This is a genomic window from Haematobacter sp., from assembly GCF_032102465.1.
Taxonomy (GTDB): Bacteria; Pseudomonadota; Alphaproteobacteria; order Rhodobacterales; family Rhodobacteraceae; genus Haematobacter.
Genome location: NZ_DAMDHB010000037.1, coordinates 1 through 21,375 on the forward strand (window position 1 = coordinate 1; position 21,375 = coordinate 21,375).

Consider the following 21,375-nt stretch of genomic DNA (forward strand, 5'->3'; position numbering starts at 1 on the left):
CGTAGAATCTCATCCAGATTGACGCGCGCGTCTCTTCCAGATTGTCGCGCTATAGGGGCGGTTCACCCTTGCCACATGGGTAGGAGGGGCGGAACGGTCGGAGTTTCTGCGCCAGTCCGCGCTGCTGTCGAACATATGGACGGGATTCGGCATCGGCACGGCCAATCACGTGGTCCCGGACAGGCACCATTTCAACGTGCTCGACGCGCTGGAGAAGCCGGAGAGCGCGCTGACACGCGCCCTCCTTGCTGTCTGAGGTCAGGCGACGCCGGTGGTTTCGAGGAACGGGTAGTCGGTATAGCCCTCACGACCGCCGCCGTAGAACGTCTTCTGATCGCCGACGTTCAGAGGGGCATCGCTCTTCAACCGTTCGACCAGGTCCGGGTTCGCGATGAAGAGCTTGCCGAAGCTCACCATATCCGCGCGACCGCTGTCCACGGCGTCGATCGCCGTCTGCCGGTCATACCCGTTGTTGGCCATATAGACGCCGCTGAACCGTTCGCGCAGCGCCGTGACCTGAGCGGCGGGCGCGTCGTCCCGCGCGCCGCCGGTCATGCCTTCGACCACATGCAGGAAGGCGACGCCGTGACGGTTCAGCGCATCCACCGCCAGCCCGTAGGTGTCCGGCACATCGCTGTCGAGCGGGGCGTTGTTCGCCTTGGCCCAGGGGCTGAGTCGGACGCCGACCCGGCCCGCACCGATCTCCGCCACCACGGCCCCGACAACCTCGTCGAGGAGGCGCACACGATTCTCCGCGCTGCCGCCATAGGCGTCGGTGCGGGTATTGACGGCATCCCGGAGGAACTGGTCGAGCAGGTAGCCGTTCGCCGCATGGATCTCGACCATGTCGAAGCCCGCGGCGCGGGCGTTGCGGGCGGCCTTCACGTAATCGGCCACGATGCCGGGGATTTCATCGGTCCGCAGGGGGCGGGGCGTGCTCGTCGGCACGAAGCCCTGCCCGTCAAAGGTGCGCGAGCCGGAGGGAATGTCGGAAGGTCCGACCGGATCCTGGCCGTCGGGTTGCAGGGCAGGAATGGACACGCGCCCGACATGCCAGAGCTGCGCGGCGATGTGGCCGCCCTTCGCATGGACGGCTTCGGTCACGCGCTTCCAGCCCTCCACCTGCGCGGCGCTATAGATGCCGGGGGTGAAGGCATAGCCCTTGCCCTGCGGCGAGATCTGCGTGCCCTCGCTGATGATGAGGCCGGCGGTGGCGCGCTGGGCATAGTACTCCGCGTTCATCTCGCGCGGGATATCGCCTTCGGGCAGCGCGCGGTTGCGGGTGAGGGGGGCCATCGCGATGCGGTTCGGCAGGGTGATATCCCCGACCTTGATCGGGGTGAACAGCTTCGGTTCGGACATTGGGAGGTCTCCTTCTGCGGTTGGAGTAACGCAGAAGAGAGAGCATGGGGTTCCCCGCCGGGGAGTTCAACCCGCCCCGCTCTCTTCCAGTATTTCCAGGAAGGCCGCTCCGAACCGGTCGAGCTTCTGCGGGCCTAGGTGACCCACCGCATCCAGATCGCGGAGCGTGCGGGGCCGCGCCTCCGCTATGCGGCGGAGTGCGCTGGCGGTCAGGCTGAGCGGCTTCTCCGTCCCGTCCTCGCCCCGGCCAAGCGTGCGTTGCGCCTCCGCCAGCCGGTCGAAGACATCCGCCGCCCCGGTTCCGGCCAGCCTGCGCCGCTGGGGATGCACCGGCTCCGCGCGTTCATCGTTCAGCACGGCCAGAAAGGCAGGGCCATAGCTTTCGAGCTTCTTCGCGCCGACCCCGCTCACGCCCGCCATCTGATCCAGCGTGCGGGGACGGCGTTCGACCATCTCGATCAGCGTCTTGTCCGTGAAGACGACATAGGCAGGCACGCCCTGCGCCTCCGCCAGTGCCCGCCGCTTGGCCTTGAGGGCGGAGAGGAGCGGCGCGTCCTCCTCCGCGACCAGCGCCTTGGCCACGCTCTGCGGCCTTGCGTGGCGCAGAAGGTCGCGGCGGAGCATCACCGGCGCCTCTCCCCGGAGCACGGGGCGGGCGATCTCCGTCAGGCGCAGCGCGCCATGGCGGGACGGATCGGGGCGCACCAGATCCCGGCCCATCATCTGGCGAAAGACCGCCCCCCAGCCCGCCGTGTCGAACTCCCGCCCGACGCCGAAGGTCGGCAGGGCGTCATGCCCGCGCTCCCTGACCTTGGGGGTGGCGCGGCCTGTCAGGATGTCGGTCAGATGGCCGACGCCGAACCACTCCCCGGTGCGCAGGATGGCGGAGAGGGCCTTGCGGACCGGCTCCGTGCCGTCGAACACCTCGGGCGGGGTTTCGCACAGGTCGCAGTTGCCGCAGGGTTCCGCGTCCTCACCGAAATAACCGAGCAGCACCTGCCGGCGGCAGCCGAGCGCCTCCGCCAGCCCGAGAAGCGCGTTCAGCCGGGCATGATCGGCGGCCTTGCGGTCATCCGGGGCGACGCCCTCGTCGATCTGCGTGCGGCGGAAGCGGATGTCGTCCTGTCCGAAAAGGGTCAGCGTCTCTGCCGGGGCGCCGTCGCGGCCCGCGCGCCCGATCTCCTGATAGTACCCCTCAACGGACTTGGGCAGGTCCGCATGGGCGACCCAGCGGATGTCGGGCTTGTCGATCCCCATGCCGAAGGCGACCGTCGCCACGACGATCAGCCCGTCCTCCTGCTGAAAGCGCGTCTCCACCTCGCGCCGGTCCTCCGCCTCCATCCCGCCGTGATAGTGGCAGGCGGGGTGGCTCGCCTCGCGCAGCGCAGCCGCAAGGGTTTCCGTCTTGGCGCGCGTGCCGCAATAGACGATCCCCGACAGGCCGCGCCGCGCCTCGGCAAAGGCGAGGATCTGGCGGCGGGGCTGATCCTTCGGCTGGAAGGCCAAGTGGATGTTCGGCCGGTCGAAGCCGCGCAGGAATGTCTCCGGGCGCTCGCCGTCGAACAGGCGGGTGACGATCTCCTCCCGCGTCTCCTCATCCGCCGTCGCGGTGAAGGCGGCGAGCGGCACGCCGAGCCTGCGCCGCAACTCTCCGATCCGCAGGTAATCGGGGCGGAAATCGTGGCCCCACTGGCTCACGCAATGCGCCTCGTCCACCGCGATGAGCCGGGTGCCGATCCGCTGGAGCAGCGCGAAAGTATTGCCGGAGGCCAGCCGTTCCGGCGCCATGTAGAGCAGCTTCAGCCGTCCCTCGTCCAGAGCGGCAAAGACCTCCTCCGTTTCCTCCTCCGTATTGCCGGAGGTGAGCGCGCCCGCCTCTACCCCCGCGGCCCGGAGCGCGCGGACCTGATCCCTCATCAGCGCGATGAGCGGCGAGATGACGACCGTCACCCCCTCCCGGCAGAGCGCGGGAAGCTGAAAGCAGAGCGATTTGCCCCCGCCCGTCGGCATGATGGCGAGCGTGTTGCGCCCGGCCAGCACCGCCGCCACGATCTCCGCCTGCCCGGGGCGGAAGCTCGGGAATCCGAAGACGGAGGCGAGAACCGCCTCCGGTGAGGGCGCGGGTCCGGTCATCTCAGTAGAAGGCGGAGGCGTTGTTCAGCAGGATGATCCTGAGCGCATAGATCGCCACCAGCACCACCAGCGGCGCGAGATCGAGCCCGCCCATCGCGGGCAGGATGGAGCGCACCCGCGAATAGACCGGCTCCAGCAACCGGTTCAACCCGTCCCAGATGGAGGCGACCAGCGGCTGGCGCAGGTTCAGCACCTGAAAATTGATGAGCCAGCTCATGATCACGTGGACGATGACGATGAACCAGACAATGTCGAGGATCAGGAGCAGGATCTGGAGAAGCGAAACCATCGGGAAACCGGGTTGTGGCGTGGAGAGACCAGAGGTAAAGCGCCAGCCCCCTGCGCGCAACCGCTTCCGCGACGTTTCGCTTGACCGCGACGACCTGCCCCGGGCAAGCCTGCGCCATGTATCCGCTCCGCCGCTTCACCTGCGAACTGCTCCGCGCCCGCCGCCAGCCCCGGCTTGCTCCCTATGACACGCATGTCTGCGACCTGCGGCTCATGCCCTGGGACATGGACCCGTGGCGGGAGCTGAACAACGGGCGGACGCTGACGCTTTACGATATCGGGCGCATATCGCTGGCGCAGCGGACGGGAATGCTCGACGTGCTGCGCCGGAACCGCTGGGGGATCACCGTTGCGGGCAGCACGACGCGCTACCGTCGCCGCGTGACGGTATTCCAGAAGGTGGAGATGCGGAGCAGGTTCCTCGGCTGGGACGAGCGGTTCTTCTACATCGAGCAGAGCATGTGGCGCGAGGGCGACTGCACCAGCGGCGTGCTGATCCGTGGGGCGCTGCTGGGGGGCGGCAAGCTGCTCCCGCCCGCCTCGTTCATCGCTGAAACCGGCTGGCCCGCACCGCCGCCGCTGCCCGACTGGGTGCTGGCCTGGGGCAATGCGGATGCCACGCGGCCCTGGCCGCCGCAGATCTGATCTCTCCTGCCAGGGGTGCCTGCCGGTCCCTCCCTTCGGAGAGGTGAGCGGGCGGTTTCGCCGGAAGCGGCCAGTCCCGCGGTGGCTGCGCTGATCGGAGAAAGGGGGGCCTGACAGGCCGGCCCAGTGTTCTGTAGTCCCGTCCTGTAGTCCCTCCTGTAATCCCATCGCCTTTCCGGCTCCTTTTGAGGGTGTCGTCCGTGCCCCTGCGCTCACGAATGAGGCGGCTGCCCGTTTTATCGCTCGGCTGGAGGCCGCGGCGGCGCAAGGCATCCTCATCACGATTGCAATGGGTCTGCCCGATCCTTTGTCCGGCCGTTTGCCCCTCATCTGTCATAGGCACTGCCCGGCCGCTCGCCCGACCGGCTGATTTCGCAGCCTGCTGAAAAAGCATTCCGGGGTTGCCCTGGGGCGGAGATCTCCCCACACCGTTGAAGACCGCCGCAAACCGCGAGTTGGCTCGGGGCCGGGCCGATTTTCCGGCGTTCAGCGCAAGCCCGGGCAGGGGGCCGACTTTTCGGCAGCCTGCCAGAGCCTGACCGGGCGGGTTTTGGCCCTCGGACGTGGCGAAATGCCCATGACCGCCCGGTCGGCATGGTAGCCGCTCCGGGTTTGATATCCGGTGTCCGCGCCGAAAGCACCGCGCCCCCGCATCTTCTCGGACTGCCCTGCAAGGTCTCCGGCCTTGCGATCCTGCGGGGGGCGGGTCTAATGCCGCGGGCTCGTTCCTTTCGAGCGGACCATCGGGCGACGGGAGCGGAATTTGCCGAAAATCACAGACGACGCGGCGGCCAAGCGGCGCATCTGGGGCTGGTTCTTCTTCGACTGGGCAAGCCAGCCCTACGCGACGCTGCTGCTGACCTTCATCTTCGCACCCTATATCGCGTCGCTGCTGGGTGACGGAACGCAGGCGCAGGCGGTCTGGGGGTTCGGCGTGGGCTTGGCCGGGGTGGTCATCGCGCTGCTGGCGCCCGTGCTCGGTGCGGTCGCTGACAGGGGCGGGCGGCGGATCGGCTGGGTCGCGGCGTTCTCGGTCCTTTATGTGCTGGGAGCGGCGGGCCTGTGGTTCGCGGCGCCGGGGGCCCCGCATCTGACCTTCGTGCTGATGTCCTTTGGCCTCGGTCTGATCGGGATGGAGCTGGCCACGATCTTTACCAATGCCATGCTGCCCGACCTCGGTACGCGGGAGCAGATCGGGCGGCTCTCCGGCTCGGGCTGGGCATTCGGCTATGTCGGCGGGGTTTTCGCGCTGATCCTGATGCTCGCCTTCTTCGCGGAGGGTGAGGAGGGCAGAACCCTCATCGGCCTTCCGCCCGCCCTTGGGCTGGATCCCGTGATGCGGGAGGGGACGCGCTTCGTCGGCCCCTTCACGGCGCTGTGGTATGTGATCTTCATGGTGCCGTTCTTCCTCTGGGTGCGGGAGCCGACGCGCGCTCCGGGCCCGGGTTTCAGCGGGACGTTGACAGAGGCGGTGGGCGATCTGCGCCGCACGCTTCGCCGCTTGCCGGAGCGCCGGGGCATGCTGGCCTTCCTGCTGTCCTCCATGTTCTACCGCGACGCGCTGAACGGCTTTTACGTCTTCGGCGGGGTCTATGCGGTGGGCGTGCTGGGCTGGCCGGTGCAGTTCGTGGGGATTTTCGGCATCCTCGCCGCGATCTTCGGTGCGGTCTTTGCATGGGCCGGTGGGCTTGCGGACAGCCGTTACGGGCCAAAGCCTGTGATCGTGGTTGCTCTCCTCCTGCTGATCGTGGTCGGGATGGCGGTGATGAGCATTTCGCGGAACAGCGTGCTGGGCCTGAGCGTGGGGCCGGGGTCTTCCGTGCCGGACATGGCCTTCTTCCTTGTCGGCTGCATCATCGGTGCGGCGGGCGGCGCGCTGCAATCGGCCAGTCGCACCATGATGGTCCGGCAGGCGGAGACGGGGCGGATGACCGAAGCCTTCGGGCTTTACGCGCTCACCGGCAAGGCAACGGCGTTTATTGCGCCGCTTGCCATTGGAATCGTCACGGCGATGAGCGGAAGCCAGCAGATCGGCATCCTTCCCGTTATCGTGCTTTTCCTGATGGGATTTCTGCTGCTACTCTGGGTCGATCCCGAAGGTGAGCACACGGTTTGAAATCCACGATCAGAGCCTTGGTGTTTTGCGCGCTGGCGGCCCTTGCGGCTTCGCCTGCCGTTGCGGAACAGAAAGCCTACCAGTTTTTCGGCGCTGCGGCGCGCCCTTCCGCGCAGGTGCCGACGCCGATCGGCAGCTATGCCAAGGGTTGTGCGGCGGGGCTGGTGCCGCTGCCGGAAACCGGGCCGACATGGCAGGCGATGCGGCTTTCCCGGAACCGCTACTGGGGCCAGCCGGAAATGATCCGCTTCTTGCAGGACTTGTCTGCCGCGGCGACGCAGGTGGGCTGGGCCGGCCTCTATATCGGCGACATCAGCCAGCCAAGGGGCGGGCCTATGACCTCCGGTCACGCCTCGCATCAGATCGGTCTGGATGCCGACATCTGGATGCTGCCGCCCTCCCGCCTGACGTTGAGCCAGACGGAGCGGGAGAAGATCAGTTCGATTTCCGTCCGCACGGAGGATCAGAAGCGGGTGAACGGGAATTTCACGCCCGCCCATGCGGCGCTGCTGCGCGCGGCGGCGTCCGACCCGCGGGTGGACCGGGTCTTTGTCGCGGCGGCGGTGAAGATCGAGATGTGCCGCACCGCGAAACGGTCGGATGCGGCATGGCTCCAGAAGATCCGGCCCATCGCCGGACACAACACGCATTTCCACGTGCGGCTGAAATGCCCGCGTGGGTCGCGCGCCTGCGTGACGCAGACGCCAACGGTCGACGAGCTGTCCAAGGGGGGGAGCGGCTGCGACGATACGCTGGCATGGTGGGTGACAGACTATCTGAACCCGCCAAAGCCCAAACCGGGCGACAAGCCCGCCCCGCGTCCGCGCGGTCCCCGTGATTTTACAATGGCAGACCTCCCCGCCCAATGCTCAAACGTTCTGGCATCGCGCTGATCGCAGCGCTTCTCATCGCCCCTTCCGTGCTGGCTGAATCGGTCACCAGCCGGTTGGATTTTGTCGGCAGCTTCCGCTGGCGGGTGGAGGATCCGGCCTTCGGCGGCTTCTCCGCCATCGAGATGAAGGACGACGGACTGTGGTTTTACGCGCTCTCCGACCGGTCCTCGCTCGTGGAGGGGCGGTTCGTGCGGGACGAGAGGGGGCGGATCACCGCCATCGCCTCCGGCCCGGTGAAGCCGCTCACCCTGAAGGGCGGCAAGCCCGCCAAGCTGGATGCGGAGGGGCTGGCGCTTAGCCCGGATGGTGCTTTGTGGATATCGGAGGAAACCCGCCACCGGGTCTACGGCTCCCGCACGCCGGGGCAGGAGCTTGTGCCGTTGCCGCCGGTTCCGGGGAGCGAGAAGCTTATCCGCAACCAGAGCTTCGAGGGGCTTGCGATGGACGGGAAGGGCGCGCTCTACACCTTCCCGGAAAATCCGCAGAGTGACAGCGAACTCCCCGTCTATCGCTTCAGGGACGGTAAGTGGACCATCCCCTACACGCTCCGCCACGACCCGGAATGGCTGGCCGTGGGGGCCGATTTCGGCCCGGACGGGCGGCTCTACCTGCTGGAGCGCGGCTTCGGGCGGCTTTCCGGTTTCCGCTCCCGCATCCGGTCCTTCGCCATCACCGACATCTCCGCTGGGGACGAACAGGTGCTGTTGCAGACGCCGTTCCGCCAATACGGCAATCTGGAGGGGCTGTCGGTCTGGGAGGACGGCGAGGGCTACCTCGTCTTCACGATGATTTCCGACGACAACTTCCTGCCGTTGCTGCTGCATACGGACATCGTGGAATACCGCTCGCGCGAGGCGCTTGATCGCCACGCGTCAAGGGAGTAAGGGCAGGCGTCCGCAAGGTTGCGGGCCAAGTCTCCGCTACCTTGCCAAAACGGAAACCCGACATGCGCTCCTCGCTGCTTCCTGGCATCATTGCCATGGCCACCGTCGTCGTGGCCTCCAACATCCTCGTTCAGTTCCTGTTCGGCCAGTGGCTGACCTGGGGCGCCTTCACATATCCGCTGGCGTTTTTCGTCAACGAAGTGGTCAACCGGCTTCAAGGGCTGACCGCCGCCCGCAAGGTCGTGTTCTGGGGGCTGGTGACGGGCATTCTCTGCTCCTTCATCGGCACGCAGATCCCCGGGGAGTTCGGCCCGCTCGTCACGCTCCGCGTGGCCATCGGTTCTGCGGTGGCCTTTCTGTGCGGACAACTTCTGGATGCAAAGATCTTTGACCGGATGCGGCATCAGGCATGGTGGCGGCCACCGTTCGTCTCCTCCCTGCTCGCCTCCTCATTGGACACGCTGCTGTTCTTCTCCATCGCCTTTTCGGGTTGGTTCGTCGCGATCGAACCCTCCAACGACGTGAGCTGGGCCAACGAAATCCTGCCGCTTCTGGGGGTTGGCCCGATGGTTCCGTTGTGGGTTTCGCTCGGTTTCGCCGATTGGCTTGTAAAAATTGCCCTTTCCTTCATCGTACTGATGCCTTTTCGGGCAATCGTCCGCCGCTACGCTGCAGGGACTGCATGATTTCTGTGGACAAATTTTCCGGCTGTGCCACGTTGATCTTCAACGGCAACAGCGAAAGGAGGTGGTCCAGTGTCTAGAGTGATATTGGAGAGAGGTGTCGGGACAGTCAGGGGGGCCGTGATCTGAAGGCAACCCTTCAGGTTGTAATCCCTGATTGGGTTCGGTCCTAACTGGCCCATCTCCGTAGATCTCGCTGGGGCCGCCCTTTTCGGGTGGCCCCTGTCAGTTTATCGAAAAATGCTTCGCATCACCGATCATATCGTCCTCGCCGACTGGGAGATGACCGAGACCTTCTCCCGTGCCTCCGGCCCGGGCGGGCAAAATGTCAACAAGGTCTCCACCGCCGTCGATCTCCGCTTCGAGGCGGAGCGCAGTCCGCATCTTTCGCCGGAGGTGAAGGCGCGGCTCCGCAGGCTTGCGGGGCGGCGCTGGACGGCGGATGGCGCCGTGCTCATCCGGGCGGAGGAGACGCGGAGCCAGGCGCGCAACCGGGAAATCGCGCGGGAGCGTCTGGCGGAACTGATTCGCGCGGCTTTGGTGCCCCGCAAGCGCCGGATCGCCACGCGCCCGACACTCGGCAGTCAGCGGCGGCGTCTGGAGGGCAAGGCGCACCGCAGCACCGTGAAGTCGCTCCGCAACAGCCCCGATGCCGAAGATTGAGCATCTGGCATCCCTGCGCACAACAGCCCATATTATGGGCGAATGCCTGTTGTTACCTTTGTTTCGCCTTACTTGAGAAAGTGGAGCTTTCCCTAACCGCGCCGAGCTTTCAGTATCGGGATCGAGCAGAAAAAGAAGAAACCCATGCGTCCCTTCGGTCTAATCGATGCGTTGAAGGGGGCCATCGGCCCCGGTCTTTCCCGTCCTGCCGAATTGCAGGTGGGCGCGCTTTGCTGGCGTGAGCAGGCGGGGAGGCGGGAATTTCTTCTGGTCAATACCCTCAACACCCGGCGCTGGATCGTGCCGAAGGGCTGGCCGATGAAAGGCCGCTCTCTGGCGGAGGCCGCTTCCATCGAGGCGTGGGAGGAGGCCGGCGTCCGCGGGGCCTTGAGCGAGCAGACGATCGGCAGCTATGTCTATGACAAGCTGACCGGCACGGGCCTGCCTGTGCGCTGCGAAGTGCGGGTCTTCCCGATCGAAGTGACGGAACTTGCCGACAGCTACCCGGAAAAGCGCAGGCGTGACCGTCGCTGGGCCACGCGGGAGGAGGCAATGTCCCTGTTGGGGGAGCCCGATCTCAAAAGGCTGATCGCGACGGTCTGACGGGCGTCTCGGGGGAGGATGCATGACCGGACCTTACGGCCCGCCGGAGCCGCCGAATCGCTGGCGCACGCTCGACCGTGATCTGAAGCGCCTCGGTCGTCTGGAGGTGGCCTCCGCCTATGTTTCCCGTCCCTTGGTCGCAGGCGCGATCGCTCTGGTTTTCGTGCTGCTGGCCGGGGGGGCCGCCGTCGCTGTGGGAGGGCGGTCGGACGTCGCCGTTCTGGCCGTCGCGGCGGTGCTGGCCGGTTACATGGCGCTCAACATCGGGGCCAACGATATCGGCAATACCATGGGGCCGGCGGTCGGTGCGCGGGCGATCGGTCTTGGCGCTGCGCTGTTCGCCGCGGCCGTTGCAGAGGCCGCGGGCGCACTGATCTCTGGTCGTGAAGTGGTGGCGACGATCTCCGGCAGGCTCATCCCGTTGGAGGGGCTGTCCGATCCCCGGCAGATCATCCCCGTGATGATCGCGGCATTGGCGGCGGCCTCTCTCTGGATCAACCTCGCGGGATGGCTTCGCGCCCCGGTCTCCACCACCCATGCCATCGTCGGTGCCGTCGCGGGTGCCGGGGTCAGCGCGGTGGGACCGGGGGCCGTCAACTGGCCGCAGATCGGCGTGATCGCCGGAGGCTGGGTGCTGTCACCGCTGCTGGGCGGGGGGCTTGCTGCCGGGCTTCTCGCGCTGGTGAATGCGCTCATCGCCGACCGGGAGGACAAAATCGCCGCAGCGCAACGCTGGCTGCCGGTGCTGATTGGCGTGATGGTCGCCGTGTTCGGTGTTTACGTCTTCGTTCGTGCGCTGCCTGCGCTCTCCGTGCCAGCGGTGTTTTTGCCGGGGATCTCTCTTGTCCTGGGGGGCCTCACCTGGCTCATCGCCCGGCCTGTGGTCAGGAGAGCGGCCATCGGGCTGGAGAACCGGCGCCGGTCGCTGCGGCGGTTGTTTGGCCCCTCGCTCGTCATGGCATCGCTCCTGCTGTGTTTTGCACATGGCTCCAACGATGTGTCAAACGCCATCGGTCCGCTGGTGGCGATCGTGGAGGCGCTGGGGCAGGGGCGGGCGCATGCGGGTGGTCCGGCCTGGACGATTCTGCTCGGCGCGGCGGGGCTGTCCGTGGGGCTCGTGCTCTTCGGTGCCCGGCTCATCCGCATTGTGGGAAGCGAGATCACCCGTCTCAATCCCGTCAGGTCGTGGTGCGTGGCGCTTTCCACGGCGATGACGGTGCTCATGGCCTCCGCCGCGGGGCTTCCGGTCAGTTCCACCCATATCGCCGTGGGCGGTGTCTTCGGCGTCGGATTTTACCGGGAGTGGCAGGCGCGCCGGGCCGGTCCGCCGCGCGATGCGGCCGCAGCGCCGCCGGAGGTCGCCCGGAGGCGGCGGCTGGTCCGCCGGTCTCACGTGCTGACGATCCTCGCGGCCTGGATCGTTACCGTCCCGCTCTGCGCCGCCTTTGCGGGGCTTATTTATGCTCTCACGCGGCTCGCGAGCCTTGCCTGACGTTCACACGATCACTTCCAGCGGGGTCTGTGCGCCAACGCCGAACACCCGCTTGTAGCGCGCGATCTCGTCTTCGGGCCCCATGGCCTTGTTCGGGTTGTCCGACAGTTTTACCGTCGGATAGCCATTGGCGGAGACAGCCTTGCAGACGAGGCTGAAGGGCGCAAGCGCATCGCCGGGCACCAGACCACGGAAATCATTGGTGAGCAGGGTGCCCCAGCCGAAGCTCACCTTCACCCGGCCCGCGAACTGGGCATGCAGCTCCAGAATCTTGTCCACATCCAGCCCGTCAGAGAAGATCACCAGCTTCTGGCGCGGGTCTTCGCCCCTCGACTTCCACCAGGCGATGGCGGTTTCAGCCCCCTCCGCGGGATCGCCCGAATCGATGCGGATGCCGGTCCAGCTTGCCAGCCAGTCCGGCGCATGGTCGAGAAAGCCCCTCGTGCCGAAAGTATCGGGCAGGATGATGCGCAGATTACCGTCATGCTCCTCATGCCAGTCCGCCAGCACCTTGTAGGGCGCTTGCGCCAGTTCGGCGTCATCGCGGGCCAGCGCGGCATAGACCATGGGAAGTTCATGGGCGTTCGTCCCGATCGCCTCCACCTCGCGCCGCATCGCGATCAGGCAGTTGGAGGTGCCGGTGAAGGTCTGGCCAAGCCCCTCCCTCATCGCCTGCACGCACCAGTCCTGCCAGAGGAAGGAATGCCGCCGCCGTGTGCCGAAATCCGCGATGCGAAGGCTTGGCACACCGCGAAGCCGCTCGATCTTTTCCCAGATCTTGGTCATCGCGCGGGCGTAGAGCACCTGAAGTTCGAAGCGGCCCATCGTCTCCAGCACCGCGCGGGAGCGCAGTTCCATCAGCACGGCGAGCGCCGGGATCTCCCACAGCATCACCTCCGGCCACGCGCCTTCGAAGGTCAGTTCATACTGACCGTCCCGTTTTTCAAGCTCATAGGGCGGCAGTCGAAGGTTCTCGAACCATTCCATGAAGTCGGGGCGGAACATCTGGCGCTTGCCGTAGAAGGTGTTGCCGCGCAGCCAGGTGGACTCCCCCCGGCTGAGCGAGAGCGAGCGGATATGGTCGAGCTGCTCGCGCAGTTCACCCTCGTCGATCAGGTCCGCCAGACGCACGTCCTTGGAGCGGTTGATGAGGCTGAAAGTGACGCGCGCATCCGGGTTGTTGCGGAACACCGACTGGCACATCAGCAGCTTGTAGAAATCCGTGTCGATCAGGGACCGCACGATCGGGTCGATCTTCCACTTGTGATTATAGACCCGCGTCGCGATGTCGGCCATGTCACTCCTCCAGTATCACGCCCTTGTCGCGCATCTCGTCGATGGCGCGGGCCAGCGACCCGTCGAGGTCGATCCCCCGGCAAGCCCCGTTCAGAACCGTCACCTCGAACCCCAGCGAGGCACCGTCGATCGCCGAATAGGCCACGCAGAAGTCGGTCGCCAGCCCCACCAGTGTGATGGACGAGACACCCCGGCTTCTGAGATAGCCCTCCAGCCCCGTGGGCGTGATACGGTCGTTTTCGAAGAAGGCGGAGTAGCTGTCGATTTCCCGCCGGAAGCCCTTGCGCAGGATCAGGTCGGCACGGTCCGTCTCCAGATCCGGGTGGAAGCGCGCCCCTTCGCTGCCCTGCACGCAATGATCGGGCCACAGAACCTGCGGCCCATAGACGAGGTCCACCGTCTCATAGGGTGTCTTGCCTGCGTGAGTGCTCGCAAAGGATGTATGATCGGCCGGGTGCCAGTCCTGCGTCAGCACCGTGGTGCCGTAATCCCGCAGCAGGCGGTTGATCCGCGGGACGATCGCATCGCCATCGGTCACGGCCAGCGCGCCGCCGGGGCAGAAATCGTTCTGGACGTCGATGACGATCAGGGCCTTGCTGTCGGTTGTCATGGTCCGTTCCTCCTCGGTCCCGGTGCGTTGCGCCTAGAGCATGGCGCCAAGGGCGACGCCCGCAAGGGCAATGACCGCACCGGAGAGCGCGATCAGCACCGGATGCACGCGCTGGGGCTTCGGCTGCGGCGGAGGCGGGTCTGACTGGCGGATCAGCGCGTCCTCCACCAGTCCGGGAAGCCGGGGGCCGAAGCGGGCCATCACCCGCGCCGTCCGGGCAAGGTCATGCGCCACGGCCCGCGGGCCGAGGTTCTGGCGGATATAGTCCTCCACCACCGGCTTCGCGGCCTGCCACATGTTGATGTTGGGGTCGAGCGAGCGTGCCACGCCTTCCGTCACCACCATGGTGCGTTGCAGAAGGATGAGTTCCGTCCGTGTCTGCATCCCGAACCGCTCCGTCACGTCGAACAGGTAGGCGAGCAGCCGCCCCATGGAGATGCGCGAGGCATCCATGCCGAAGATCGGCTCTCCCACCGCGCGAAGCGCACGGGCGAAATCGTCCACCGAACGGTCATGGGGAACATAGCCTGCCTCGAAATGCACTTCCGCCACGCGACGGTAGTCGCGCCGGATGAAGCCGTACAGGATCTCCGCATAGACGCGCCGGGTATATTCGTCGATCCGCCCCATGATGCCGAAGTCATAGGCGATGAGCGTGCCGTCCAATGCAACCTTCAGGTTCCCCTGATGCATGTCGCCATGGAACAGCCCGTCGCGGAGGGCGTGGCGCAGGAAAAGCTGGATGACCCGCTCGCCCAGTTCCCTGCGGTCGATGCCCGCCGCGTCGATGGCGGCGATGTCGCCCAGCGGAATGCCGTCCGCCCAGCCCAGCGTCATCACCCGGCGCGCGGAGAAGCCCCAGAACACCTTGGGAACCCTGAAGCCCGCATCGCCCGCGGTGTTCGCCGCGAATTCGTCGGCGGAGGCGGCTTCCGAGCGCAGGTCCAGTTCGCCGGTCACCACGCCGTCGAAATGCCGCACCACGTCTGACGGCCGGAGGCGGCGCGAGGCGGGGGACAGCGTCTCGATCACGCTGGCCGCGAAATAGAAGGCGTCGATGTCGCGGCGGAAGGCGCGTTCGATACCGGGGCGGGTGACCTTGACCGCGACCTCCTCCCCCGTATCCGCGCGCCGGGCATGGTGAACCTGCGCGATGGAGGCTGCCGCGACGGGGTCGGAAAATTCGGAGAACAGCTCCTCCACCGGCGCGCCCAGTTCCTCCGCCACCGTCACCTTGGCGATATCGGTGGAGAAGGGGGGCAGGCTGTCCTGCAGGACGCGAAGCTGCTCCGCCACTTCCGGGCCGACCACATCGGGGCGGGTGGAGAGGATCTGGCCGAATTTCACATAGGCCGGCCCCAGCGCGTTCAGCGCGCGCGCTGCGGGCGGCAGCGAGGGATCCCCCTCCGCGCCCAGCCACGCCAGCGGCCAGCCCACCACCCGCGCCAGCAGCCGGAGCCGCGGCGGCGCATCCATTGCGTTCAGCACGATGCCCATGGCGCCCGCGCGTTGCAGCGTGGCGCCCGTCTGGATCAGGCGCCAGATGTTGTGCGGCCCCCGCACCTAGAGCTTCCACCCCGAATGAAGGGCGGCGATTCCCATGGACAGGTTGCGGTACTTGACGTTCTCGAACCCCGCGTCGCGGATCATTCCGGCGAATGTCTCCTGATCGGGGAACTTGCGGATCGACTCGACCAGATACTGATAGCTGTCGCGGTCGTTCGCCACGATCTGCCCCATCACCGGGATCACGTTGAAGGAGTACCGGTCATAGAGCCATTGCAGCCCCTCGTTCGGGATCTGGCTGAACTCCAGCACCATGAGCCGCCCGCCGGGTTTCAGCACGCGGTAGGCTTCGGAAAGCGCGTCCTGAATGCGCGTCACGTTACGGATGCCGAAGGAGATGGTGTAAACGTCGAAGGACGCGTCCTTCAGCGGCAGCGCCATCGCATCGCCCGTCACCCAGTCCAGCCGGTCGGAGAGGGAGGCGGCCTCCGCCCGCTTGCGCCCCTCCACCAGCATGGATTCCGTCATGTCGAGCACAACGGCCTCCGTGCCGCGCGCGCGGGACAGGAAGCGGAAGGAGATGTCGCCCGTCCCCCCTGCCACGTCCAGCAGCCGCTGACCGGGCCGGGGCGCGAGCCAGTCCATCATCGCGTTCTTCCACAGCCGGTGGACGCCGCCCGACATCAGGTCGTTCATCACATCGTAACGGGAGGCGACGCGGGTGAACACGCCGTGGACCAGACCGGCCTTCTCCTCCTCCGCCACGGTGCGGAAGCCGAAATGGGTTGTGCTGTCGTTCTGGGCCATGCTTCCCTCCGGGTGCATTGTCGCGGGCTGCCCGCCCGATATAACGCCCCCGACTTGGAGAGGAAGCCGAAAGTGCCCGAACTGCCGGAAGTAGAGACGGTTCGCCGCGGATTGCTGCCGGTGATGGAGGGGCGGCGCATCCTCCGGGCGAAGGTCAACCGCCCCGATCTGCGCTGGCCGCTGCCCGAACAGATGGCGGAGCGACTGACCGGGCGGCGTGTGGAGGCGCTGCGGCGGCGGTCGAAATACATCCTCGCCGATCTGGACGGGGGGGAGACGCTGCTGATCCATCTCGGCATGTCGGGCCGGATGCTGATCGCGCAAGCGGAGGTCGGAGTGTTTCACCATGCACTTCCCGCGGCGGAGAAGCACGATCACGTCGTCCTGACCATGGAAGACGGCGCGCGCGTCACCTTCAACGACGCGCGGCGGTTCGGCATGATGGACCTGTGGCCGACCGCCGATCTTGCTGCGCACCCGCTGCTCGCGGGGCTGGGACCGGAACCGTTCGGCAACGATTTCAGCGAAACCTACCTGGCGGAGCGTCTGCGGGGCCGGGCGATGCCGGTGAAGGCGGCGCTGCTCGATCAGCGCATCGTGGCGGGCCTGGGCAACATATACGTCTGCGAGGCGCTCCACGATGCCCGGATTTCGCCCGAGCGGCGCGTGCGCGACATGACGGAGGCGGAGATCGTCACACTCGTCCCCGCGATCCGCGACGTGCTGGCCCGCGCGATCGAGGCGGGGGGGTCGAGTCTGCGCGACTATCGGCAGGCGGACGGGGAGCTTGGCTATTTCCAGCATTCCTTCCGCGTGTACGGGCGGGAAGGGCTGCCCTGTCTCCGCCCCGGCTGCGTCGGCACGGTGCGGCGGGTCGTGCAATCGGGCCGCTCGTCTTTCTTCTATCCGGTCTGCCAGCGCTGAGAACCCTTGATCCGTCGGGGCAGGCTGGTAGGTATCTCGCCAGCATCAGGATTGGGAGTGGCGCATGGCCTATGAAACGCTGATCGTCGAGATCGAGGACGGGGTGGAGCTGATCCGGCTCAACCGGCCGGAGGCGCTGAACGCGCTGAACTCGAAACTGCTTGGCGAACTGGCGGAGGCCGTGACGGCGGCCGACAAGGACGAGCGCGTCCGTTGTATCGTCATCACCGGCTCGGAAAAGGCCTTTGCCGCCGGGGCCGACATCAAGGAGATGTCGGAAAAGACCTTCGTGCAGATGTATACGGAGAACTTCTTCACCCCGGAGACGGAGCGGTTCTGCAACTGCCGCAAACCGATCATCGCGGCTGTGTCCGGCTATGCGCTGGGGGGGGGCTGCGAACTGGCCATGATGTGCGATTTCATCATCGCGGCGGAGACGGCGAAGTTCGGTCAGCCCGAGATCAACCTCGGCGTCATCGCGGGGATCGGCGGGACACAGCGCCTGACGCGCTTCGTGGGCAAGTCCAAGTCCATGGACATGCACCTGACGGGCCGCTTCATGGATGCGGCGGAGGCGGAGCGTGCGGGCCTCGTCTCCCGCGTCGTGCCGGCCAAGAGCCTGGTGGACGAGGCGATGGCCACGGCCCGCAAGATCGCGGAGAAGTCGCTCATCACCACGATGGCGGTCAAGGAGACCGTCAACCGGGCTTATGAGACGACGCTGGCCGAGGGCGTGCTGTTCGAACGGCGGGTGTTCCACGCGCTGTTTTCCACCGAGGATCAGAAGGAAGGCATGGCCGCTTTCCTTGAAAAGCGGCAGCCGCAGTTCCGCGACCGCTGATTCACCCTTCCCTTCGGAGGCCGACTCGCTTATAGGCGGCCTCCACATGCGCGTGGGCCCGCTTAGGCATGATTCCGTTCCGCTTCGGCGGAGATTGGGTCTTTGCGCGATCAAACGACAGATCGATAGGATAGAGACCCAATGGCCAATACGCCCCAGTCCAAGAAACGCGCCCGTCAGAACGAAGCCCGCTATGCGGTGAACAAGGCCCGCCGCTCGCGGATCCGCACCTACCTGCGCAAGGTCGAGGAAGCCATCGCTTCCGGCGATCAGACCGCCGCCGCGGAAGCCCTTCGTCTTGCCCAGCCGGAGCTGGCGCGTGGGGTGAGCAAAGGGGTGGTGCACAAGAACACCGCTGCCCGCAAGATGTCGCGTCTTGCCTCGCGGGTCAAAGGCCTCGCAGTGGCCGAGAACGCCTGATTATATATGAATTTCAATGAGTTGAGGGGTGCGCTGCGGCGCGCCCCTCTTCTTTTTGCGCAGCGAGTGTGGCGTTTTTGCGGCGCTGTTACGAGACTGTCGGGATTCGCTGCGACAAAGACCGAGTCAAGGTCGAAGTTCTGTTGCAGCCGGTGAGCACCGCTTGCTAGCTTGGCTGTGCGATTCACATCGTCCTGGGGGGACCTGAGGAAACCCAGTTCGTGTACCGTCGGGCCCCTGCTGCCGCTTGGGGTTCCGATTGGAACGGGCGCGACACCGGTTTCCGTTCGGTGGCAGAAAAAACGCCTGACCGTGCCATTCGGCGCGGCGGTATTCTGTTGCCGGCCTGTCCGATACTGGAGCCTGCTGGTGCAGCCCGTGGGGGCCGGACCGTCCTTCCATCGTGGGGGGCGGCCCGGAAGGTGTTTTTCGCGGGACTGTATGTTGGGCGTACCGCGACTCGCGGTCGGGACGAGTGACCGAGGACGGGATGAAACGCGCCGGAGAGATGATGACGAACGATACCTGGGGACGTGTCCGCGATAACCTCCGCCAGTCGGTAGGGCACAACAACTTCGTGACCTGGATTGCGCCTTTGGAATTCGAGGGGGTGGAGGACGGCGTCGCGCTGTTCCACGTGCCCACGTCTTTTCTGGGGGACTGGGTATCGCGCAATTATGCCGACCAGATCCGCCAGCAGATCACCCTTGCCGGGGGGGCCGTGTCGCGGGTCGAGTTTCGCGTGGCCCCGCGCCGTCCCGCGCCGCCCGTTCAGCCGATGCAGGGAGAGTCGTCGCCCGCGGGGCAGAGGGCGGTTCCCCAGCAGATGTCGCGCCCGCCAGAGCCTCAGCCTCAGCCGGCCTACTCCTCCGCACCTGCCGCTCAACCCGTCTCCCCGGCGCAGCGGGCGGGCGAGGATGGCGAACTTCCCGGCGCGCCGCTGGATGTGCGCTTCACCTTCGACAGCTTCGTCGTCGGCAAGCCGAACGAGCTTGCCCATGCCGCCGCGCGGCGCGTGGCCGAAGGCGGGCCTGCCTCTTTCAACCCGCTGTTCCTTTACGGGGGTGTGGGGCTGGGCAAGACCCACCTCATGCATGCCATCGCCTGGGAGTTGCAGACCAAGCGGCCGGAGCTGAAGGTTCTCTACCTCTCCGCCGAGCAGTTCATGTACCGCTTCATCCAGGCGCTGCGTGAAAAGCAGGTCATGGACTTCAAGGAGATGTTCCGTTCCGTTGACGTCCTGATGGTCGATGACGTGCAGTTCATCGCGGGCAAGGATTCCACGCAGGAGGAATTCTTCCACACGTTCAACGCGCTGATCGATCAGAACAAGCAGATCGTGATCTCCGCCGACCGTGCGCCGGGAGAGATCAAGGATCTGGAAGAGCGGATCAAGTCGCGCCTGCAATGCGGGCTGGTCGTCGATGTCCACCCGACGGATTACGAGTTGCGGCTCGGCATCCTCCAGCAGAAGACGGAGATTTATCAGGGCCGCTACGGCAATGTACAGCTCGCGCCCGGCGTGCTGGAGTTTCTCGCCCACCGGATCACGACGAACGTCCGCGTTCTGGAAGGCGCGCTGACGCGGCTCTTCGCCTTTGCGAGCCTTGTCGGCAAGGAGATCACGCTCGACCTGACGCAGGACTGCCTCGCCGACATCCTTCGCGCCAACGACCGCAAGATCACGGTGGAGGAAATCCAGCGCAAGGTGGCGGAATATTACAACATCCGCCTGGCCGACATGATCGCGGCCAAGCGCGTCCGCACCATCGCGCGCCCGCGGCAGGTGGCGATGTTCCTGTCCAAGCAGCTCACCTCCCGCTCGCTGCCGGAGATCGGCCGCCGCTTCGGCGGACGGGATCACACGACGATCATGCATGGTATCCGCAAGATCGAGGAACTGGTGATGATCGACCGCCAGCTTTCCGAGGATGTGGACCTGCTCCGCCGCCTGCTCCAGAACTGACCGCGTTTTTCGCGCCTGCGGGGCCTTTCCCCCCCTTGTCTGCCGCCTCCCATGGGCTAAGGTCGGCGCCCCGGCGCCGGTGACTTCAGCGCCGGCAGCAGACGGAGCAGGATAATGAAGATCAGCATCGAACGCGGCGCGCTGCTCAAGGCGGTCGGACAGGCGCAATCGGTCGTGGAGCGGCGCAACACGATCCCGATTCTCGCCAATGTGCTGATCGAGGCGGAGGGAGACCGGGTGAGCTTCCGCGCGACCGACCTCGACATAGAGGTGCTGGATTGCGCGCCTGCCGAAGTCTCCCGCGCGGGTACGACGACCGTTTCCGCGGTCACGCTGCATGAGATCGTGCGCAAGCTGCCCGATGGCGCGCTGGTCACGCTGACCGACGATCCGACCGCGGGGCGGCTGACGGTGCAGGCCGGGAAATCGACCTTCACGCTGGCCACGCTGCCGAAGGAGGATTTTCCGATGATGGCGTCGTCGGAATATGTCTCCTCCTTCAAGGCCCCCGCCGCCGTCCTTCGCCGGTTGTTCGACAAGTCGAAATTCGCGATCTCGACGGAGGAGACGCGCTATTATCTGAACGGCGTCTATATGCACACGGCAACCTCGGAGGAGGGTCCGGTGCTGCGCTGTGTGGCGACGGACGGGCACCGCCTTGCGCGGATCGACGCGCCCCTGCCTGTCGGGGCGGAGAACATGCCCGGCGTGATCGTTCCCCGCAAGACGGTGGGCGAGCTTCGCAAGCTGCTGGACGAGGATGAGATGGAGATCGCCGTCTCCGTCTCCGAAACCAAGGTGCGCTTTGCCACGCCGACGATCACGCTGACCTCCAAGGTCATCGATGGCACCTTCCCGGATTACACCCGCGTCATCCCGCTCGGCAATACGCGGAAGCTGGAAGTGGACGCGGCCGAATTTGCCAAGGCGGTGGATAGGGTCGCGACGATTTCCTCCGAACGCTCCCGCGCCGTGAAGCTCAGCATCGACGAGGATCGGCTCGTCCTCTCCGTCAATGCGCCGGATGCGGGCGCGGCGGAGGAAGAACTGGCCGTGGCCTATGGCGATGAGCGGCTGGAGATCGGCTTCAACGCCAAATACCTGCTGGAGATCGCAAGCCAGGTGGACCGGGAGAATGCGGTGTTCCTGTTCAACTCCTCCGGCGATCCGACGCTGATGCGCGAGGGCGGCGACATGTCGGCGGTCTATGTCGTCATGCCGATGCGGGTCTAGGGCCGCAGCC

General features: G+C 66.2%; 20 protein-coding genes. 13 read left to right on the top strand and 7 right to left on the bottom strand.

Annotated features, from left to right (window positions below):
• Positions 1-258: 258 nt before the first annotated feature.
• The 3 genes from RT513_RS17230 to RT513_RS17240 all read right to left on the bottom strand — a co-directional run bounded on the left by RT513_RS17230 (position 259) and on the right by RT513_RS17240 (position 3,784).
• Entirely contained in the window at positions 259-1,362 is a 1,104-nt protein-coding gene (locus RT513_RS17230) for an alkene reductase (protein ID WP_290685398.1), read from the bottom strand.
• 66 nt (positions 1,363-1,428) lie between these two features.
• Positions 1,429-3,495: a DNA helicase RecQ gene (recQ, locus tag RT513_RS17235; RefSeq protein ID WP_290685400.1), complete on the bottom strand. Its 2,067-nt coding sequence runs from the start codon at positions 3,493-3,495 to the stop codon at positions 1,429-1,431.
• A gap of 1 nt (position 3,496) precedes the next feature.
• Complete coding sequence (locus RT513_RS17240) at positions 3,497-3,784, bottom strand: YggT family protein (RefSeq protein WP_035742900.1); 288 nt, start codon at positions 3,782-3,784, stop codon at positions 3,497-3,499.
• A gap of 116 nt (positions 3,785-3,900) precedes the next feature.
• Between RT513_RS17240 and RT513_RS17245 the strand changes: the two genes are divergently transcribed.
• The 8 genes from RT513_RS17245 to RT513_RS17280 all read left to right on the top strand — a co-directional run bounded on the left by RT513_RS17245 (position 3,901) and on the right by RT513_RS17280 (position 11,762).
• A complete protein-coding gene (locus tag RT513_RS17245) occupies positions 3,901-4,428 on the top strand; it encodes an acyl-CoA thioesterase (RefSeq protein ID WP_290685447.1) in 528 nt (175 codons plus the stop codon).
• Positions 4,429-5,191: 763 nt separating this feature from the next.
• Positions 5,192-6,544, top strand: a complete 1,353-nt coding sequence (locus RT513_RS17250) for an MFS transporter (RefSeq protein WP_290685403.1) — start codon at positions 5,192-5,194, stop codon at positions 6,542-6,544.
• A gap of 8 nt (positions 6,545-6,552) precedes the next feature.
• The gene (gene mepA, locus RT513_RS17255; RefSeq protein WP_409518425.1) at positions 6,553-7,437 is read left to right on the top strand and encodes a penicillin-insensitive murein endopeptidase; all 885 of its coding nucleotides are present in this window, start codon (positions 6,553-6,555) and stop codon (positions 7,435-7,437) included.
• Entirely contained in the window at positions 7,410-8,321 is a 912-nt protein-coding gene (locus RT513_RS17260) for an esterase-like activity of phytase family protein (RefSeq protein WP_290685405.1), read from the top strand. Before mepA ends, RT513_RS17260 begins: the two co-directional genes overlap by 28 nt.
• A gap of 62 nt (positions 8,322-8,383) precedes the next feature.
• The gene (locus RT513_RS17265; RefSeq protein WP_290685407.1) at positions 8,384-9,007 is read left to right on the top strand and encodes a queuosine precursor transporter; all 624 of its coding nucleotides are present in this window, start codon (positions 8,384-8,386) and stop codon (positions 9,005-9,007) included.
• Between the two features lie 237 nt (positions 9,008-9,244).
• Positions 9,245-9,667 (top strand): alternative ribosome rescue aminoacyl-tRNA hydrolase ArfB, encoded by a 423-nt coding sequence (arfB, locus tag RT513_RS17270; protein WP_088216622.1) that lies wholly within the window; start codon positions 9,245-9,247, stop codon positions 9,665-9,667.
• Positions 9,668-9,811: 144 nt separating this feature from the next.
• Entirely contained in the window at positions 9,812-10,270 is a 459-nt protein-coding gene (locus RT513_RS17275) for an NUDIX hydrolase (protein WP_290685411.1), read from the top strand.
• A gap of 22 nt (positions 10,271-10,292) precedes the next feature.
• Entirely contained in the window at positions 10,293-11,762 is a 1,470-nt protein-coding gene (locus tag RT513_RS17280; protein WP_290685414.1) for an inorganic phosphate transporter, read from the top strand.
• A 3-nt stretch (positions 11,763-11,765) separates the two neighbouring features.
• On the opposite strand, the gene pncB is transcribed toward RT513_RS17280, so the two are convergent.
• Genes pncB through ubiE form a run of 4 tightly spaced genes read right to left on the bottom strand, consistent with a single transcriptional unit; the run spans position 11,766 to position 15,981 of the window.
• Positions 11,766-13,058: a nicotinate phosphoribosyltransferase gene (gene pncB / locus RT513_RS17285; RefSeq protein WP_088216625.1), complete on the bottom strand. Its 1,293-nt coding sequence runs from the start codon at positions 13,056-13,058 to the stop codon at positions 11,766-11,768.
• A gap of 1 nt (position 13,059) precedes the next feature.
• Positions 13,060-13,668, bottom strand: a complete 609-nt coding sequence (gene pncA, locus RT513_RS17290; protein ID WP_290685417.1) for a bifunctional nicotinamidase/pyrazinamidase — start codon at positions 13,666-13,668, stop codon at positions 13,060-13,062.
• Between the two features lie 33 nt (positions 13,669-13,701).
• A complete protein-coding gene (gene ubiB / locus RT513_RS17295) occupies positions 13,702-15,231 on the bottom strand; it encodes a 2-polyprenylphenol 6-hydroxylase (protein ID WP_290685419.1) in 1,530 nt (509 codons plus the stop codon).
• Positions 15,232-15,981, bottom strand: a complete 750-nt coding sequence (gene ubiE / locus RT513_RS17300) for a bifunctional demethylmenaquinone methyltransferase/2-methoxy-6-polyprenyl-1,4-benzoquinol methylase UbiE (RefSeq protein WP_088216628.1) — start codon at positions 15,979-15,981, stop codon at positions 15,232-15,234.
• Positions 15,982-16,053: 72 nt separating this feature from the next.
• Here ubiE and mutM point away from each other — a divergent pair, with 72 nt between their 5' ends.
• The 5 genes from mutM (at position 16,054) to dnaN (ending at position 21,365) form a co-directional block, all read left to right on the top strand.
• Entirely contained in the window at positions 16,054-16,905 is an 852-nt protein-coding gene (mutM, locus tag RT513_RS17305) for a bifunctional DNA-formamidopyrimidine glycosylase/DNA-(apurinic or apyrimidinic site) lyase (protein WP_290685422.1), read from the top strand.
• A 64-nt stretch (positions 16,906-16,969) separates the two neighbouring features.
• Positions 16,970-17,746 carry an enoyl-CoA hydratase gene (locus tag RT513_RS17310; protein ID WP_088216630.1) on the top strand — a complete coding sequence of 259 codons (777 nt, stop codon included), beginning with the start codon at positions 16,970-16,972 and terminating at the stop codon, positions 17,744-17,746.
• A 141-nt stretch (positions 17,747-17,887) separates the two neighbouring features.
• Entirely contained in the window at positions 17,888-18,166 is a 279-nt protein-coding gene (gene rpsT / locus RT513_RS17315; RefSeq protein WP_035742414.1) for a 30S ribosomal protein S20, read from the top strand.
• A gap of 511 nt (positions 18,167-18,677) precedes the next feature.
• Positions 18,678-20,132 (top strand): chromosomal replication initiator protein DnaA, encoded by a 1,455-nt coding sequence (gene dnaA / locus RT513_RS17320; RefSeq protein ID WP_218821999.1) that lies wholly within the window; start codon positions 18,678-18,680, stop codon positions 20,130-20,132.
• 114 nt (positions 20,133-20,246) lie between these two features.
• Positions 20,247-21,365 (top strand): DNA polymerase III subunit beta, encoded by a 1,119-nt coding sequence (dnaN, locus tag RT513_RS17325; RefSeq protein WP_088216632.1) that lies wholly within the window; start codon positions 20,247-20,249, stop codon positions 21,363-21,365.
• Positions 21,366-21,375 lie beyond the last annotated feature (10 nt).